The sequence below is a fragment of the Duganella sp. BJB1802 genome (genome assembly GCF_013369445.1).
Taxonomy (GTDB): domain Bacteria; phylum Pseudomonadota; class Gammaproteobacteria; order Burkholderiales; family Burkholderiaceae_D; genus Rugamonas; species Rugamonas vulcania_A.
In genome coordinates this window covers 256,118-273,376 of record NZ_JABWEF010000006.1, presented here as the reverse complement: position 1 = coordinate 273,376, position 17,259 = coordinate 256,118, and the positions used below count along the sequence as shown (strand labels likewise).

17 protein-coding genes are annotated in these 17,259 nt (G+C 65.3%); 4 read left to right on the top strand and 13 right to left on the bottom strand.

From position 1 onward, the window contains the following. Positions 1-62: 62 nt before the first annotated feature. Complete coding sequence (locus tag HUX88_RS32975) at positions 63-1,733, top strand: methyl-accepting chemotaxis protein (protein WP_217916307.1); 1,671 nt, start codon at positions 63-65, stop codon at positions 1,731-1,733. Positions 1,734-1,827: 94 nt separating this feature from the next. Further along, a complete protein-coding gene (locus HUX88_RS12435; protein ID WP_176361969.1) occupies positions 1,828-3,234 on the top strand; it encodes a PQQ-dependent sugar dehydrogenase in 1,407 nt (468 codons plus the stop codon). Here the strand turns inward: HUX88_RS12435 and HUX88_RS12430 are convergent. The 12 genes from HUX88_RS12430 to rpsO form a co-directional block, all read right to left on the bottom strand. Continuing rightward, positions 3,219-3,665 carry a DUF29 domain-containing protein gene (locus HUX88_RS12430; protein ID WP_117013460.1) on the bottom strand — a complete coding sequence of 149 codons (447 nt, stop codon included), beginning with the start codon at positions 3,663-3,665 and terminating at the stop codon, positions 3,219-3,221. The two genes, HUX88_RS12435 and HUX88_RS12430, sit on opposite strands and share 16 nt — an antisense overlap. 44 nt (positions 3,666-3,709) lie before the next feature. Beyond that, a complete protein-coding gene (locus HUX88_RS12425) occupies positions 3,710-4,708 on the bottom strand; it encodes an AAA family ATPase (RefSeq protein WP_176361968.1) in 999 nt (332 codons plus the stop codon). Further along, positions 4,705-6,060, bottom strand: coding sequence for an AMP-binding protein (locus HUX88_RS12420; RefSeq protein ID WP_176361996.1), 1,356 nt, complete (start codon positions 6,058-6,060; stop codon positions 4,705-4,707). Before HUX88_RS12420 ends, HUX88_RS12425 begins: the two co-directional genes overlap by 4 nt. Next, the gene (locus HUX88_RS12415) at positions 6,057-6,644 is read right to left on the bottom strand and encodes a hypothetical protein (protein ID WP_176361967.1); all 588 of its coding nucleotides are present in this window, start codon (positions 6,642-6,644) and stop codon (positions 6,057-6,059) included. The genes HUX88_RS12420 and HUX88_RS12415 overlap by 4 nt, the downstream gene beginning before the upstream one ends. Continuing rightward, entirely contained in the window at positions 6,641-8,422 is a 1,782-nt protein-coding gene (locus HUX88_RS12410; RefSeq protein ID WP_176361966.1) for a VWA domain-containing protein, read from the bottom strand. Before HUX88_RS12410 ends, HUX88_RS12415 begins: the two co-directional genes overlap by 4 nt. Then, the gene (locus HUX88_RS12405) at positions 8,419-9,402 is read right to left on the bottom strand and encodes a hypothetical protein (RefSeq protein WP_176361965.1); all 984 of its coding nucleotides are present in this window, start codon (positions 9,400-9,402) and stop codon (positions 8,419-8,421) included. The genes HUX88_RS12410 and HUX88_RS12405 overlap by 4 nt, the downstream gene beginning before the upstream one ends. 1 nt (position 9,403) lies before the next feature. After that, positions 9,404-10,984, bottom strand: a complete 1,581-nt coding sequence (locus HUX88_RS12400) for an AAA family ATPase (protein WP_176361964.1) — start codon at positions 10,982-10,984, stop codon at positions 9,404-9,406. A gap of 69 nt (positions 10,985-11,053) precedes the next feature. After that, positions 11,054-11,392 (bottom strand): DUF29 family protein, encoded by a 339-nt coding sequence (locus tag HUX88_RS12395; protein ID WP_161095719.1) that lies wholly within the window; start codon positions 11,390-11,392, stop codon positions 11,054-11,056. Between the two features lie 6 nt (positions 11,393-11,398). Beyond that, positions 11,399-11,830, bottom strand: a complete 432-nt coding sequence (locus tag HUX88_RS12390) for a DUF29 domain-containing protein (RefSeq protein ID WP_161095720.1) — start codon at positions 11,828-11,830, stop codon at positions 11,399-11,401. Between the two features lie 6 nt (positions 11,831-11,836). Beyond that, positions 11,837-12,268, bottom strand: coding sequence for a DUF29 domain-containing protein (locus tag HUX88_RS12385; protein ID WP_176361963.1), 432 nt, complete (start codon positions 12,266-12,268; stop codon positions 11,837-11,839). A 90-nt stretch (positions 12,269-12,358) separates the two neighbouring features. Beyond that, positions 12,359-14,482 (bottom strand): polyribonucleotide nucleotidyltransferase, encoded by a 2,124-nt coding sequence (gene pnp, locus HUX88_RS12380; protein WP_176361962.1) that lies wholly within the window; start codon positions 14,480-14,482, stop codon positions 12,359-12,361. A 222-nt stretch (positions 14,483-14,704) separates the two neighbouring features. Further along, positions 14,705-14,974 (bottom strand): 30S ribosomal protein S15, encoded by a 270-nt coding sequence (gene rpsO / locus HUX88_RS12375; RefSeq protein ID WP_008450438.1) that lies wholly within the window; start codon positions 14,972-14,974, stop codon positions 14,705-14,707. Between the two features lie 168 nt (positions 14,975-15,142). On the opposite strand from rpsO, the gene HUX88_RS12370 reads away from it, so the two are divergent. Further along, positions 15,143-15,628: an outer membrane protein assembly factor BamE gene (locus HUX88_RS12370; protein WP_176361961.1), complete on the top strand. Its 486-nt coding sequence runs from the start codon at positions 15,143-15,145 to the stop codon at positions 15,626-15,628. A 111-nt stretch (positions 15,629-15,739) separates the two neighbouring features. After that, complete coding sequence (locus HUX88_RS12365) at positions 15,740-16,552, top strand: hypothetical protein (RefSeq protein WP_176361960.1); 813 nt, start codon at positions 15,740-15,742, stop codon at positions 16,550-16,552. Here HUX88_RS12365 and HUX88_RS12360 read toward each other — a convergent pair. After that, positions 16,536-17,234: a helix-turn-helix transcriptional regulator gene (locus tag HUX88_RS12360; RefSeq protein WP_117013448.1), complete on the bottom strand. Its 699-nt coding sequence runs from the start codon at positions 17,232-17,234 to the stop codon at positions 16,536-16,538. The genes HUX88_RS12365 and HUX88_RS12360 overlap by 17 nt on opposite strands. Positions 17,235-17,259: the final 25 nt, after the last annotated feature.

Sequence of the window (17,259 nt, the reverse complement as noted above, 5' to 3'; positions counted from 1 at the left end):
TCGATCAAAGTGCAAGGATTGCTTAAGAAGCAGTATGTCCTTTTTCTCGCGAGGAACGGGCCATGAACTTATCCGACATAAAGGTTAGCAAACGGCTAACGATCGGTTTCGGCGCTACGCTGCTGCTGTTGCTGATCATCGCCGTCAGCAGCTGGCTCAGCATCCGCAGCAGCGCCGCCGACACCCACAACCTGCTGACCGGACGCTTGAAAGTGGAGCGCCTGATCCTGCACTGGAAGGGGCTGGTCGAGACCAATCTGCAACGCTCGCTGGCGGCGGCCAAGTCCACCGACCCGGAGGTCCAGAAATTCTTCGAGGACGGCATCGCCCGCACCTCCGCGCTGGCCCAGGAGGACCTGCGGCAGATCACCGAACTAATGACGGACCCGGCGGCCAAGGCGCTGTTCGCGGCCGCCGCCGACAAGCGCACGCAATACCTGGCGGTGCGCAAGCGCGTGCTGGCCGAGAAGCACGGCGGCGACCCCGAGCAGGTCCGCCGCCTCATCGACCAGGAATTCCTGCCCGCCAGCGCGACCTATCTCGCCAGCCTGCAACTGCTGATCACGCGCCAGACCGAGGTGATCGACGAGATCGGCGCCGGCATCCTCCAGCGCGGCGAACAGTCGGCCTGGATGATCGTGGCGCTGAGCGCGGCCTCGGTCGTGCTGGCGTTGGTGCTGGGCTTGCTGATCAGCCGCTCGCTGCTGAAGCAACTGGGCGGAGAGCCCGCCTATGCCGCCAGCATCACCGACCGCATCGCCGCCGGCGACCTGACCGTGCAGGTCGCGCTGCGGCCGGACGACCGCTCCAGCCTGCTGTACAGCATCGCCGCGATGCGCGCGCGGCTGGCGGCCATCGTCAGCGAGGTGCGCGCCGGCACCGACGCGGTCGCCACCGCGTCGAGCCAGATCGCCAGCGGCAATATGGACCTGTCCTCCCGCACCGAGCTGCAGGCCGGCTCGCTGGAGGAGACCGCCTCGTCGATGGAGCAGCTGACCGCCACCGTCAAGCAGAACGCCGAGTTCGCGCGCCAGGCCAACCAGCTGGCGTCGGCCGCGTCCGGCGTGGCCGCGCGCGGCGGCGAGGTGGTGGCCGAGGTGGTGACGACGATGGAATCGATCACCGCCTCGTCGCGGCAGATCGTCGACATCATCGGCGTGATCGACGGCATCGCCTTCCAGACCAATCTGCTGGCCCTGAACGCGGCGGTGGAGGCGGCCCGCGCCGGCGAGCAGGGGCGCGGCTTCGCGGTGGTCGCGTCCGAGGTGCGCAACCTGGCGCAGCGCTCGGCCAACGCCGCCCAGGATATCAAGCAGCTGATCGGCAAGTCGGTCGAGACCATCGGCAACGGCGCCACGCTGGTCGACGAGGCCGGGTTGACGATGAGCGACATGGTCGCCAGCGTCAAGCGGGTGAGCGACATCATGCAGCAGATCATGCACGCGGGCGCCGAGCAGCAAGCCGGCATCGAGCAGATCAACCAGGCCATCATCGAGATGGACGGCGTGACGCAGCAAAACACCGCGCTGGTCGAACAAGCCGCCTCGGCGGCGGAGGCGTTGCAGGGACTGTCCGGCCATTTGGCCGGGCTGGTGAGCGTGTTTCAGGTGGACGAGGCGGCGCCTGCGGCCGCCCCGCATGCCGTCGCCACGCCCCGCACGGCCAGGGCGGCAGCCACCGCCGCCCAGCGTGCCGCGCCAGCCGACCCGCGCCTGAGCCTGAGCGCCGGCTGAGCATTTCCGCTTTCCTGCCCGGCGGCGGCGCGCGCCATGGTCATCCGCGGCGGAGACTGGCACAATGGCGACTCGCCACCGACAGGAACCGTCCATGAAACCATCTACCCTGCGCGCCGCCATCGCGGCAACCGCTGTCGCCATCGCCTCGCTGGCCGCCCATGCGGCCGAACCCGATCTCGCCGCCGCCGAAAAACTCTATCAGGCCAATTGCGCGGTCTGCCATGGTGTCAAGAAGGAAGGCGCCGTCGGCCCCTCGCTGGGCGATCATGCCTGGCTGCACGGCGCGCCCACCAAGGCCAATCTCATCAAAATCATCAGCAAGGGCGTGCCGGACAAGGACATGCCCGCATGGTCCCCTGCCCTGAGCGCAAGCCAGATCGCGCTGCTCGCCGACCTGATCGCCGCCAACGCCGCCAAGCCGGCTGCTGCGCTCACGCCCGAGGCCAGGGCGCAGCGCGATGTGCCCGACCTGAGCGGCTTCAAGCTGCCCAAGGGCTTCCACATCAGCGTCTACGCCAACCAGGTCAGCGCCGCGCGCAGCCTGGTGGTGTCGGACAGCGGCATCGTCTATGTCGGCTCGCGCAAGGCCGGCAAGGTGTACGCGCTGGTGCCGCGCGCCGACAAGCAGACGGCCGACGTCGTCACCGTCGCCGAAGGGCTGGAAAACCCGATCGGCGTCACGCTGCTCAACGGCGCGCTGTACGTGGGCGAAATCAGCCGCGTGATCCGATTCGACAACATCGACAAGCGCTATGCGCAAAAGCCATCGTACGAGGTGGTCAAGGTCAGCCTGCCCAACGACAAGTGGCATGGCGAGAAGGTGATCAAGGCCGGGCCGGACGGCAAGCTGTACATCCCGGTCGGCGCGCCGTGCAATGTGTGCGACGTCGAGGACACCAAGAGCGCGAAGATCTACCGCATGAATGCCGACGGCAGCCAGCTGGAGGAATACGCGCGCGGCGTGCGCAACACGGTGGGCTTCGCCTTCCATCCGGTCACCAAGGTGCTGTGGTTCACCGATAACGGCCGCGACGAGATGGGCGACAACACGCCGTCGTGCGAGCTGAACGTGGCACCCAAGTCCGGTATGCACTTCGGCTTCCCCTACTGCCACGGCGGCGTGGTGCCGGACCCGGCCTTCGCCAAGGGGCGCAGCTGCGAGGAGTTCGAACCGCCGGTCGCCAAGCTGGGGCCGCACGTTGCGCCGCTGGGCTTGACCTTCTACACCGGCAAGCAATTCCCCGAGGCGTATCGCAACAATGTCTACATCGCCGAGCACGGCTCGTGGAACCGCACGACCAAGAGCGGCTACAGCGTGCGCTTGATCACGCTGTACAACAGCAAGGTCGTCACCGACACCGCCTTCATCGACGGCTTCCTGCGCGGCGAGGAAGTGGTGGGCCGTCCGGTGGATGTGGCCACGCTGCCGGACGGCTCGATGATCGTCTCGGACGACTACGGCGGCCGGGTGTACCGCGTCACCTACGACGGGAAATAGTCGTCAGGGAAAAACTCAGCTGACAGCAACTGCTCAAAGTCCCATGGACGGGATTTGGGCAGGTCGCGCAAGTTGGCCTGGTGCACCACGAGGTCGAGTGCGTCGTCCCACACGTCGCGCTCCCATTGGGGATCGGTCAGTAGGCGGCGCAGACTGGGCATGCGTTTGAGCAATCGATTTATCTTTTCGCGCTGGCCGCGTATCGTACATTCCCAGCTGCTGCCACGCCGGTCCGGCTGGTATTGCCACTTCAGCAAATGAGCCATCAATATTGCTAGCCGATGCGCCAGTTGATGGCGATGGCTGATATTCATATCCTCGATTTCCTCAGCGATATGCTCGATATCCAGCAAACCCCATTGCCCCGTGCGCAGCAACGCCACCTGCTCCAGCGCCCAGGCCGCCACGTCGTCTTCATATGTCGTCGTCATGGGTAATCCTCCCACAAGATAAGACTGCGGGCGGCGCGAAAAGTTCAGGCCAGACGAGCGATGGCGTCGGCGATGCGCCGCTCCAGCGGGCCGCTCAGCAAATGGTAGGAGAGATTGCGGCGGGACAGTTCATCCTGGTACCAGCGGTGCTGCTGCTGCCGGAAATCGACATCGCGGCGGGTTCCGTCCTGGACGAACTCGAAGTCCGGCGCGCACAGGAAGATGTGGTCGTAGCGCGCATCGGCCATGTCCTCCAGCGCGGGATCGGCGCGGCCGAACATCTCGCGCGAATAGAACAACGTGGTGAGCGGCGAGGTATCGCAGATCAGGAAGCGCCAGGCCTGCGGGCACGCCTCCGCCTCGCGTTGCAGTTGAACGCTGCCGATGTGCGCCATGTCCTCGTAGCGAAGCACGCCGTCCCGGGCCTCCCATAATTCGCGGCCGTACTCAGGGACCCAGGCCGTGTCGAGCCGTTCGGCCAGTGCGGCGGCCAGCGTGGTCTTGCCGCTCGATTCGCCGCCGAGCAGGCACACTTTCTCGACGAAGCTGGCGTACACGGGATCGGACAGATAGCGGCGATACGCATGCGGATCGCCGCGCACCAAGGTGCCGGACACCGGAACGATGCCGCGTGCCTGGTCCACCATCACATGCCGCACCGTCAGTTGCCGCCCGGTGCGCGCGCTGAAGCAGCGGCCCAGCTCCTCGGCGAAGCCGTCGCCGTAATCCTCGCTGGTGAAGACGGCTTCCACCGTCGTGACCAACCGGTCTAGGCACAGGTTGGCGCAGAAACGGCGGTGGATCAATGCATCGTCGTCGTTGTGCGGCAGACCAGCATCGACCACCAACACCACCGCGTCGGGAAACCTTGAGCGCAGCCACTGCTCGCGTTTGTGCGCTTCACAGCCGGGCAGCCCCGGCAGCGAATAGCTGATGATGAAGGTGGTATCGCACGCATCCATGGCGCGCCGGATCAGCAGCTCATGACCCAGGTGCAGCGGGCTGAATTTTCCGACCACCAGGCCGGTCCTGAATTGCTTCATGCGTTGGCACCATCCAGTGCGGAAGTGTATTGAACGGTTTTGTCGTCGGCGATCAGCACCTCCAGCAGCACGTTGCCGGCTCCGAACAGGAGCTCCAGCGCGGTGCGCGCTTCCATGCCCAACGCGCTCATCGCCTGCGCCAGCCGCAGCACCACGACGCCGTCCGCGCGCTGGTGCACGCAGAAGTGCGGTATCGGCAGGTGCTGCAAGGCGTGCGTCACGTCGATGTTGTTGATCCACTTGCCGGATGCGAGATAGCGCACCGGCGAGCGGCCGGATAGCCCGACCAGCACCGGTGCATCCGCATGGTACGACAGCGACGCATGGTCGCCGGTCCGGTAGCGCACCAGCGGCAGGCAGAAATTGAAGCCGCCCGTGAGCGTGATCTCGCCGCGCTGCCCCGGCGCGACCAGCCTGCCATCAGGGTCCAGTATCTCGACGTAGAGCTGCGGCTGCAGCAGCACGTGGCCGCCCGCTCGTGCATCGAATACCGCGACCGGGCCGACTTCGTTGAGCGAGTAGATATCCAGCACCGGACAGGCGAAGCGCTGTTCCAGGCGTGCGCGCAGGGCCGGCAACAGCAGCATCGACACCGACAACAGCGCGCGCGGCTTCATCGTCACCGGCAGTTCGAGCAGCGCGGCGAACGAAATCGGATCGCCCGCAACAACCTCCGGCGACAGCGCATCCAGATAGCGCGCGCGGTCGTCTGGATGCCGCCATTCGTCCGGGTACAGGTTGATCTTGGCCAGTCCCGACTCGCCCATCGTCGGCGTCACCGATACATAGGTGAAGCAGCGCTGCTGGTGACCAAGCAGCACCACGCCCACCTGCCCGCTGCCGTGCCGCAGCTCGACGCCGAACCGTTTCAAGGCGCGCTTGTGGAACGCCAGGTAGCGCGCCGCCACCACCGGATGCGATGCGATCAGCAAGGGATGGCCGGTGGTGCCGGTGGTGCGGAAGTTGATCATGCGGCCGATGTCGGCGGTGTCCGGCACGAAGGGCGTGATGTCGGCGGCGAAGTCGGCCCGGCTCTGCGTCGGCAGATCCTCGAAGGTCCTGGGCGGCGATCCAAGCTGGCGATAGTAAGGCACGGTGTCGAACGTGGCGCGGATAAAGCCATCCAGCCATTCGGGCTTGCCGCCCGCCGGCCAGCCGACCGTGGCCTGCGCGATCTCCGCCTCGAACCGGCGCACCTGGCCAACTTCGTGCACCAGCAGCTTGTTGCCGCTCTGGTTGCGATAGAACGGCGCCGCCGGGTGCTCGCACAGGAACTCCAGCATGCGCCTGCCCTCCGGCGTCAACGTGGGGAAGCGAACCTCCTGTTCCGGCAATGGCGTCAACTCGCTCATTCGCGCGACCATTTATCGGCCGACTCCTCGGCGGCCTTGCGCGCCAAGGCCTCGCGGATTTCGGCGGCGCGCCGCTCGGCCGCGCGGCTGGCTTCGAGCAGGCGCTTGCGCTCCATGCCGCTGATGCCCGACAAGCGATCGGTCGCCTGCGCCTCCGTCTCACCGGCGGGCCGATAGCCCAGCCGCGCCAATGCCACGCGCGCCAGTTCCTCGCGCCGCTCCGGGTCGTGGACGAAGCGGTGCGCCGCCGTCGCCTGCGCCAGCTCGCCGAGCGCGCCATCGAGCAGCGCCAGCACCCGCTGCTGCGCCGGGCGCGCGGACAGGAACCAGTCGTCCGCCAGCAGCCAGACTGCGATCATCACCAGCGCCAGGCGGTTGCGGTCGCGCTTCGCATCCGTGCCGACAAAGCGCTCCAGCGCCTCCGCCGAAGCGCGCTGGCCCTGCATGTGCAGCAGGTCGTTGACCAGCGCGGCCACATGCACCGTGCCGGCGATGCCGATGCGCGGCTCGTCGAGAAATTCTGCCGGCGTATCGGACAGGCGATGCGTCAGCGTTTCGAGGGCGGGACCGGGATGTTCCATCATGCTTTCTTTTTCTGCGGCGGGGACTTGGGCGCATAGTGCCTGCGGCTGAAGGCCCTCGCGAATTCTACCAAGTCCTCGAACTGCGCGATGGCGTGGATCTCCCACTGCTGGCGCTCCTTCGCCTGCCGCAGCACTTTGTAGGCTTCGCGACGCCAGTCGTCGTCGCCGGACTGCTCCCAGCCGGTGGGCAGGTTCAATGCCATGGTGCCGCCGGCGTCGCCCACCGCCAGCGCGTGCGCGGCGACATCCCAGCCGCTGTTGCCTCGCTCATCCTTCTCGAACATGGTGGTGATGCCGTCGTCGGAGATGTGCAGGATGTGGGTGCGGCGCGGCCTCGGGCGCTCGTAGGTGTGCCGCAGATGCGGAATCGGGAAGCAGGTCGCGCCGCCGAAGAATCCCGTCAGCACCTGTAGCACGCTGCTGTCGTCGCGGACAAAGCCCTTGGTGGTCATCACATCGTCCTTGCCGCTCCATAGCGTGACCTGGACGCTGGAGCCGGCGCGCAGCGCGGACAGGGCGATGATGGCGCCGGCCAGCGTCAGGTAGGAGGTCTGCACGCGCGGGTTGGGCATCGATCCCGAACTGTCGACGTAGAGGTCAAGGTCGATGGGCTCTGGCTTGCGCAGCGGCGCGGCCTCGCGCCCGTAGGCGCGCTGCACGGTGGTGACGCCGGGGATCGGGCGCGGACTCTGGATCACGCTTTGCAGCCAGTCGATCTGGTCGAGCGGGTCGCCGATCTGCCACGGTTCCAGCCCTTCCAGCTGCAACTGGTCCGACTGCGGGGCTGGCGTCCTCGGGAAGGAGATCAGGTGCGGCAAGGCGCGCTCGCGATAGTAGCGCACCGCGATCTCCTCGTCGCTCAACTTGATGCCGGCGGCCTTGAGGATTTCACCGTACTCGTAGGGCTCGCGCGCCTGGCCGCCCTGGCTGGTCGCGGCGGCATCCTGCGGTTGTTCGACGATGCCGTCAAGGCCTGAGATGCGGCTGTCATGCACGGGATGCACGGCCGCCTCCATTTCACCCGCTTCGATCTGCTGGCCGCCTGACGGCTCGCAGCCTTCGGCGGCGTCGCGCGTGTCGAACATGCGGCGGAATTCGTCCTCCTGCTTCTGGCTCTCGACCAGATACGGCAGCAGCAGCGTGGAGAACTTGCCCGCGCCGTCCATCCAGTCCTTGGCATAGACGCGGATCAGGCGCGCGCCCAGCCAGGCGTCGGTGTCCATGGCGTCGTCGGCGCCGGCGCCGCCCAGCGCGCCCTTGTGCAGCTGCCACAGGTTCTCGTAGATACGCATGTAGAGCAGCCACACCTTGCTGCGCGACGCCGGTTCGGCGGGCGTGCGGCCGGCCTCCAGGATGCGGTAGATGTCGGCCATGCGCAGGCCGGCCTGCCGTTGCAGGCGGTCGTTGATATACAGGTCGGTGTACATGTTGGCGACCATGGCCGCGTGCTTTTCCAGCGTCGGCAGGGCGCGGCGGATGCGGGCCAGGAGCCGGAACTGGTCGGTGGCGCTGGCCGGGGCCAGCACGTGGTGGCCGATCTCGTGCGCCAGGATCTCGACCGCGTAATCGCCCAGGCCCAGCTCCCGCACGGCCTGCATGTCCACCACCACGCTTTGGTCCATCAGCCGTATCATCGCGAAGCTGCCGCTCAGGCCTTCCCTCGCCGCTTCCACCGTGCTGGCGCACAGGCGGGCGTCGCGCAGGCGCGTGAAGCGGCTCCACGCCTCCAGCGCCTGCGGCCAGGCCGCCTGCCATTGCTCGATCAGTGCGTCCGTCATCGCAGTGGAAACAGCAAAATGGCGTGGCTGTACACTGACGTGACGGCGGCCGTGTGCTGGTTGGCGGTTACCGCCAGACCTTGCGCCGGCAGGGTCAGTTCGATCTGGCGCCGGCCTATCGTCAGCCGCTGGCCGGACAAGCCGCATGCGTCGCGCGCGGCGGGCGCCTGCGGCTGCTCGTACTCGTCGGGGGTGGCGCCGTGCAGCACGGCGCCGCAGGCATCGGCCACCAGCAGGTTGTAGCGATCGCCGCTGCGCACCCAGAAACCATCTGCGGCCGGACGCACTTGCGGCGGCATCGCGAAGGCGCCGCCGAAGCCGCTGAAGCCGCCGAACTCGCGCCCTTGCTGCGCGCGCTGCCGCTCCGCTTCATCCGCCGTCCACCAGGGATCGGCCAGCAGCACGGTGCGCAGCGCCTTCCAGCTGCCTTGGCCGACGCCGAGAGCGGCCAGCGCCAGCGCTTCCGGCAAGGCATCGGCGGCCTCGATCGCGCCGGCGCGGAAGTGCGCCATGCCGGCCCGCCAGGCGCAGACCTGTCCGACCACCGCCAGTTGCTGCCAGTCGCCGACCTGCGGCGCCAGCGCCGCCATCAATGCCAGCCATTGTGCGGGCCGCGCGGCGCCGCTGCGCTCCAGGTGCAGCGCGGCGTTGGTCAACATGCCGAGCAGGCGCGCCGGCTGCGCCAGCAGCAGCGCCGGATAACAGGGCGCCAGTTCGCGCCAGACCTGCGGCGCCAACGGGCCGCCCTGCCCTTGCCCCACCAGCTCCAGCGCCACATCGTAGACGGCCATAGCCACGCCGCCGGCGCGGTCGGGCGCGCGCTCAAGCGCCAGCTGGACCAGTCCGTCGACGCAGGTTTCCAGCAGCCCGGTGAACGCTGTCGCGTCGAAGCCGGGATAGCGGCGGCGCGCCTCGGCCGCGCGCCGGTTGAACTCCGGGCGGCCCGAGGCCAGCACTTGAGCAAAGGCGGACGAGATCATGTTATTGCGAACGCACCCAGCTCAGGTAGTTGGTGTAACGCTGGTGCAGGTACTTGAGCTTGAGCAGATCGTCGTACAGATGGCCGTACAGCTTGCGGCCCTTGAGCTGTTCGGCCACCAGGCGCTCGATCTTCGTCAGGCGCGCCAGCGCTTCGCGCTCGGTCAGGCCGTCGAGGCCTTTGGCGAATTCGGCGGCGAAGTCGCCGACCGGGTCGCTGCGGTCCAGGTCCAGCCGGTCGTAGTCGGCGTTGGAGAGGTCGAACAGGCGGCGCAGCCAGCTCAGGCGGTCGGTGCGGTAGGCGGCGTTTTCCGGCAGGCCGAAGAACGGCGCGTCCAGGTCCGGCTGCAGTTTGTCGTGCAGCACGAAGGGCAGCACCTGGCGCACGTCGTCCAGCTCGACCTCCACGTTGCCGCGGAAGTAGGCCAGCGCCTTGGCGTAGATCAGCAGCGTCATCAGGTTGCGCACCGAGATGCCATTGAGGGTCTGGCAGCCCAGGTCCTTCAGGCGGTCGCGTCCGGTGTCGGCGGCGATCACCTGGCTCCAGTCGAAGCCGGACAGGCGCGCGGTGTCCTTGGTCATGTATTCGAACTGGCCGCCGGCAGTCTCCAGCAGCTCGAACTGGCTGGTGAAAAATTCCAGCCGGCGCCGCACCGGTTCCGGCACCAGGATCTCGCGCACCTCGACGCCGATGCGGTCGACCTGCTCCGGCGTGAAGATGATTTCCGGCGGCACCAGCTCCTCGGGCTTGAGGTTTTCCTCGATACGCACCAGCAGGTCGCCGAGGAAGCGCGGGTTGAACGACAGCGCCTGCACGATCACGTCGATGCGGTCGCGCAGCGCCTCGATCACCTCGTAGGTGCCGCCGCCCTGGTCGTCGTTGGCGGTCAGGTACCAGGCGGACTCGGGGCATTCGTAGACGTGGTTGAGCACCTCGGCGTAGTTGTCGCCCATCAGCGTCAGCAGCGCGCTCTGGGTGCGCGTGGGGATGCGGTTGTATTCGTCGATGATCTTGACCCGCATGCCGAGCCACGAACGCCAGGCGATGCGGATGTCGTCCATGCTCTGCGCGTTGACCAGGTCGGCCGGCAGCGGGTTGCCGAGCAGGTCGGCGATGGTCATCTGCGGATGGCCGTGCTGCATGCCGCGCTTGACCTCCTTGACGGTGGCGCCGGACAGCACGCCCATCAGGATGGCGCTGGCGGTCTTGCCGCGTCCGGGGCCGCCGACGAACAGGCATTTGCGGCGCGTGGCGAAGGTCAGCAGCGGCAGCAGCACGAAGCTGGAGTAGCTCTGCGCCGAGGGCAGGCTCAGCGTGCGCTTGCTGTCGCCGACCGTGTACGACTGGGCCGGGCCGTGGTTGTATTCGATGTCGTAGTGTGGGCTGATGATGGCGTTGTTGACGATCCAAAAATACGCCTGCCGCAGCTTCTCGTCCAGCGACTGGACCGGGGCGTCCTCGCCGGCGCCGAGCTTGGCCGGTCCCTGGTACAGGTCGGCGACGTCGAACTGGCGCGGCTTGGGCGCGGCCTTGGGATTGGTGGGCGCCTTGGAGACGCGCTGGAACAGATTGAAGGGGGACATCCGCGCTTTCCAGTTGGGAAATTGGCAATGCCCAAAGTATAGCCGAGGCGGCTCGGCGTTGTCGGACGGCTAGTCGGGCCAGAAGTCCGGGGCCAGCGCCTGCTCCAGGGTCCAGGGACTGGTGTCGGGCAGGTCGTAGCAGTAGTCCTCTCCCACCACTTTGATCAAAGCGTCCAGCCACACGTCCTGTAGAAATTCAGGATCCGCGATGGCTACGCGCAAACTGGGCAGGCGCGCCAGCATTCGTGCTATGCGCTGGCGCTGCAACACGATCAGTTGGCGCCACAGTTCGCAGCGATTGCCTTCCTGCCTTTGCCATCGCGCCAGATGCGCCAGCAACGTCGAGCATCGTTCGTCCAGCTGGCATTGCGCCCATCCCGCCACACCATCTTCAAATGCAGTTGCCATGATTATTTAGTCCGGAAAGAATTCCTCGGTCAGAATCTCAGTCATCGTCCACGGCGATTCGGTCGGCAGTCCGGGCAAAGAAGTCTCGGCGTGGGTGTCGACTAGCGCGCGGCGATAGACGTCGGCCAGCCAATTGGCATTGCGCAGCAAAGACTTCAGACTGGGCATCTTTTTGATATCCTGCCTGATGGCGGCCCGTTGCTCGCGTATCGTATTTTGCCAACTATGGGTGCGCCTGGTTGGCTGATACTTCCATTTCAGTAGATGTGAGGTCAATACAGACAAGCGGCTTTTAAGCTCCCGTTTTTCACTCTTGCCCACATCCTCGATCTCCTCGGCGATGTTGTCGATGTCCAGCTCCGACCACTGACCCCGGCGCAGCAAGGCCGCCTGCTGCTCAGACCAGGCAATGATGTCGTCTTCGTATAAGTTGCTCATGATTGATTAACCGGGCCAGAAATCGGGCGATAGGACTTGCTCCATGCGCCACGGCAGTTCGGTGGGGAAAACCTTCAGCTGCGTCTGCGCTTGGGCATCCCTTACGGCGCGGCGATAGGCCGTTGCCAGCCATTGCGGATCGTCCAGCAGCGTCTGCAAACTGGGACAGTCTTCCACCGCGTCGTCAATCGCCACACGCTGGGTGCTGATGGAGTGCACCCAACTGGGACCGCGATGCGATGCCTGGAATTGCCACTTCAACAGATGCGCGAGCAATACAACCAGCCTGCTGCGCAACTCCTTCTTTTCCCGATGGCCCACATCCTCGATCTCCTCGGCGATGTTGTAGTGATCCAGCAATTCCCAGCGGCCGGCGCGCAGCAAGGCCGCCTGCTGTTCGGACCAGGCAATGATGTCGTCGTCGTATAAAGTGCCCATGATCCGGTTGGACCGGACACGGCGCAGAAAGTTCGGGACAAAAAAAAGCCGCCGGGGCGCTCCGGCGGCTTTTCTTCAAACTAGCTCGACTTACTGTGCGGCGGCAGCGGCGGCTTCTTCAGCAGCGGCTTTCATCGACAGTTTCAGGCGGCCGCGGTCGTCGGTTTCCAGAACCTTGACACGCACTGCCTGGCCTTCTTTCAGGTAGTCGGCAACGGCGTTGACGCGCTCGTTGGCGATTTGCGAGATGTGCAGCAGACCATCCTTGCCTGGCATGACCTGAACGATCGCGCCGAAGTCCAGCAGCTTCAACACCACGCCGTCGTAGGTCTTGCCCACTTCGACCGATGCGGTCAGCTCTTCGATGCGGCGCTTGGCTTCCTGGCCGGCGGCTGCGTCGACGGAAGCGATGGTGACCACGCCTTCGTCGCTGATGTCGATCTGGGTGCCGGTTTCTTCGGTCAGCGCGCGGATGACTGCGCCGCCCTTGCCGATGACGTCACGGATCTTCTCTGGATTGATCTTGATGGTGATCAGGCGCGGTGCGAAGTCCGACAGTTCGGTCTTCACGTGCGGCATGGCTTTTTGCATTTCGCCCAGGATGTGCTCGCGGCCTTCCTTGGCTTGCGCCAGTGCCACTTGCATGATTTCCTTGGTGATGCCCATGATCTTGATGTCCATCTGCAGCGCGGTGATACCGTTGCGGGTACCGGCGACCTTGAAGTCCATGTCGCCCAGGTGATCTTCATCGCCCAGGATGTCCGACAGCACGGCGAACTTGCCGCCTTCCTTGATCAGGCCCATCGCGATACCGGCGACGTGCTCTTTCATTGGAACGCCGGCGTCCATCAGCGCCAGGCAGCCGCCGCAGACCGAAGCCATCGACGACGAACCGTTCGATTCGGTGATTTCCGACACCAGGCGCACGGAGTAGCTGAACTCTTCCGGTGCAGGCAGCGCGGCGATCAGCGCGCGCTTGGCCAGGCGGCCGTGGCCGATTTCGCGGCGCTTAGGCGTGCCCACGCGGCCGGTTTCGCCGGTGGCGAACGGTGGCATGTTGTAGTGCAGCATGAAGGAGTCGGTGAACTCGCCCATCAGCGCGTCGATCTTCTGGCTGTCGCGTGCGGTGCCCAGGGTGGCAACCACCAGCGCCTGCGTTTCGCCGCGGGTGAACAGCGCCGAACCGTGGGTGCGTGGCAGCACCGAGGTGCGGATCGAGATCGGACGCACGGTGCGAGTGTCGCGGCCGTCGATGCGTGGCTCGCCGTCCAGGATCTGGGTACGGACGATCTTGGCTTCCATGTCGAACAGGATGTTGTTCACTTCGGCTGCGTCGACCGGCGCGGCGCCGGCGGCGGCGGCTTCAGCGGACAGGTCGGCCAGCACTTCGCTGGTGGCGGCCTTCAGCTTGGCGGTACGCTCTTGCTTGTCCTTGGTCTGGTACGCTTCGTTGATCTTGCCGGCGGCGAAATGCGCCACGCGGGCGATCAGCGCTTCGTTCTTCGCTGGCGGGACCCACTCGACTTCCGGCTTGCCGCCGTCGCGCACCAGGTCGTGGATCGCGTCGATGACTGCTTTCATCTGGGTGTGGCCGAACACCACGGCGCCCAGCATGACTTCTTCGGACAGCTGCTGCGCTTCCGATTCCACCATCAGCACGGCGGTTTCGGTACCGGCGACCACCAGATCCATCTGCGAGGTCTTCAGTTGTTCAACGGTAGGGTTCAGGATGTACTGGCCGTTGGCGTAGCCGACGCGCGCTGCGCCGACCGGGCCGTTGAACGGTACGCCCGACACGCACAGTGCGGCCGATGCGCCGATCATGGCGGCGATGTCTGGATCGATTTCCGGGTTGACCGACAGCACGTGAATAATCACTTGCACTTCGTTCAGATAGCCTTCTGGGAACAGAGGACGGATCGGACGGTCGATCAGGCGGGATGTCAGTGTTTCTTTTTCCGAAGGACGACCTTCACGCTTGAAGAAACCGCCCGGGATCTTACCGGCAGCATAGGTTTTCTCAACGTAGTCGACGGTCAACGGGAAGAAGTCCTGGCCTGGCTTGGCGTCTTTGCGCGCCACGACAGTGGCCAGCACCACGGTATCTTCAATCGATACCATGACTGCGCCGGAGGCCTGGCGAGCGATCTCGCCGGTTTCCAGCGTCACGGTATGTTGACCGTACTGGAAGGTTTTCGTAACTTTATTAAACATGGGTAATCCCTTTCTATTTGCCGACAGATTTTCAGGGGCTGTCGTTCACCTCACCACAGATGGCATAGTTACCATCTTTACTGCAACTGCTAAAACCCAGGAATTCCATGTCGCACTGCCAAGACGCTATTCTGCTTGGCAAGTTTTTCCCGGCAAAAATGACAAAATGCCCGCGTCAGCAAACTGGCGCAGGCATTTCGATTAAGCCGGATGACGCAAAAATTACTTACGCAGACCCAGTTTAGCGATCAGATCGCGGTAACGGGTAGCATCTTTGCCCTTCAGGTAGGACAGCAGGCTCTTACGACGGTTAACCATCATGATCAGACCACGACGCGAGTGGTGATCCTTGCTGTGTGCCTTGAAGTGGCCGTTCAATTCGTTGATGCGTGCGGTCAGCAGCGCAACTTGAACTTCCGGGGAGCCGGTGTCTTTTTGACCACGGGCGTTGTCCGCGATAATGGCGGCTTTGTTGATGTTTTCTACGGTCATGATATTTACCTTTAACATGCGGTGCGCGGAGTCTGAACCCTGCCCACCGTGAACTTCAAAAAAAACTAATCCGAAGACCAGACCCGGAAGTATAGCGGAAAATCTTCCACATGTATCCTGTGTTGGCTACAATTGTTCTATCTTTCCGGTCCTATAGAGGGGTGTGCGATGAAAAAACTGATCTTTCTGGCAATTTTGCCAGCCGTGCTGAGCGCTTGCGCCAGTCTCAACACCCCTCCGCTGGCGGCCGGCGAGCCCGTCGATGCCGTCAAGGCCAAGCTGGGCCAGCCCACCGCCGCCTATGCCAACGGCCCCGACATCATGCTCGAATACGCCGGCGGCCCGTTCGGCCAGTACACCCACATGGCCCGCATCGGCCCGGACGGCCAGCTGATTTCCTTCGAACAGGTGCTCAGCAGCGAGAAGTTCGCCACCATCAAGCCGCGCAAGGATAGCAAGCAAACCGTCCTCAGCACCTTCGGCCGGCCGGCGCAACAGGTGCACTACGCCAGCGTGGACGGCGATGTGTGGGTGTATCGCTACAAGGAGCAGAACGTGTGGGATTCGGTGATGCACGTGGAATTCGACCGCAACGGCATCGTCCAGGCCATGGTCAACGGGCCGGATCCGGAGCGGGAATCGCGCCGCCGCTAACAAGGACGAGTAGGACCAGTCCCACGGCGTATTTGGAAGTGCGCCGACGCTGATCGTGCTGGCCGATTGCTAAGATTCTGAAATTCAATCGCCAGACGATCGGAGTCATCCATGTTCCTACGCACGCCGCCGGCCCGCCATGCCATCTATACCGCCGCCCTGCTCAGCCTGAGCACCGCCACCGCGATAGCCTGGGCCGAACCTTCCCCGGCGCTGGACCGCGCCAGCGTATCGATCGGCGCCTACTACGCCAATCCGCGCATCAATTTCGAAGGCGACACCAACTACGGCCACATCGACAGCGGCAGCTACAAGGCCGACCATGTCACGCTGCCGCGCGTGAGGGCGCAACTGCTGCTGGGCGATACGCAGGGCCTGGACTTCGATTACTACAACTACAGCAAGACCTACAACCCCAGCCTGAGCGGCGCCACCAACCGCAACGGCATTCCGCTGACCGGCAACGGCAAGCTGGACGCCAAGCTGAAGCTGGACCTGGCCAACCTGGCCTACAAATGGTGGCTGGGCAGCGGCAGCGACGTGTTCGGCATCGGCGTCGGCGCCGCCTACTACCGCGCGCGGGTCGACGGCACCGCGAGCGGCGTGCTGAACGGGATCGCCGGCAACGCCAGCTACTCGGAAAATGAAAGCGCCTTCGCTCCCCTGCTGGAGCTGGGCTGGCGCCACGCGTTCTCGCAGAACGTACGCATGTACGTCGATGCAAGCGGCATCAGGAAGAGCGGCGGCAGCATCCACGGCCATATCTACGGCGGCGCCATCGGCGTGGAATGGTATCCGACGCCCGCCGTCGGCGTGGTGGCCGAATACAGCGCGACCAAGATCAGCCTGAATCGCGACCGCGATGCGACCGATGTGAACGTGCGCCTGAACGGGCCGGCGGCCTACGTCAAGTTCCGCTTCTGAGCCACGCGGCCAGCGCGGCCTTGCCGCTGGCCGGCACCTCCAGCGCGCGCGTATCGTCGCCGCGGCGCAGCCAGCCGCGCTCAACGAAATTGTCGAGCAATGCGACCGCCAGCGGGCCGGCGAAATGATCGCGGCGTTCAGACCAGTCGACGCAGCCATACAACTGGCGCTGCGCCGGCGCGCCCTCGGACAATTGGATGCCCAGCTGGCGCATCTGCGCTTCGCCCGCAGGCGTGAGCGGATACTCATGGCCGTCGCCCTCTCCCGCATGGACCCAGCCATTTTCGACAAAACAGCGGCACATGTCCACGCCCAGCACGCCGGCCAGATGGCCGTAGCAACTGCGCGCATGACGCAGGCCGCGCATGGCCGGCGCCTGCCAGCGCGTGGTCTCGGGCAGAGCGCCATCGGCCACGCGCAGCAGCGCCTCCAGCGCATGGGCGACGTTGCCGTCGGCGAGCATGTAGTAGCGGTGGCGTCCCTGCGGGCGCACACGCGCCAGGCCCTCGTCAACCAGCAGCTTCAGGTGCTGCGACGCGGTCGGCGCGGAGACGCCGGCATGCTGGGCCAGGTCGGTGGCGGTGTAGAAGCGGCCGTCGAGCAGGCGTGACAGCATCAGCGCGCGGGTCGGGTCGCCGATCGCCGCGGCCACGCGGGCGAAGCGCGGTTGCGGCGTGCTCATCGCGCGGCGCTGGGGATGACTTCAA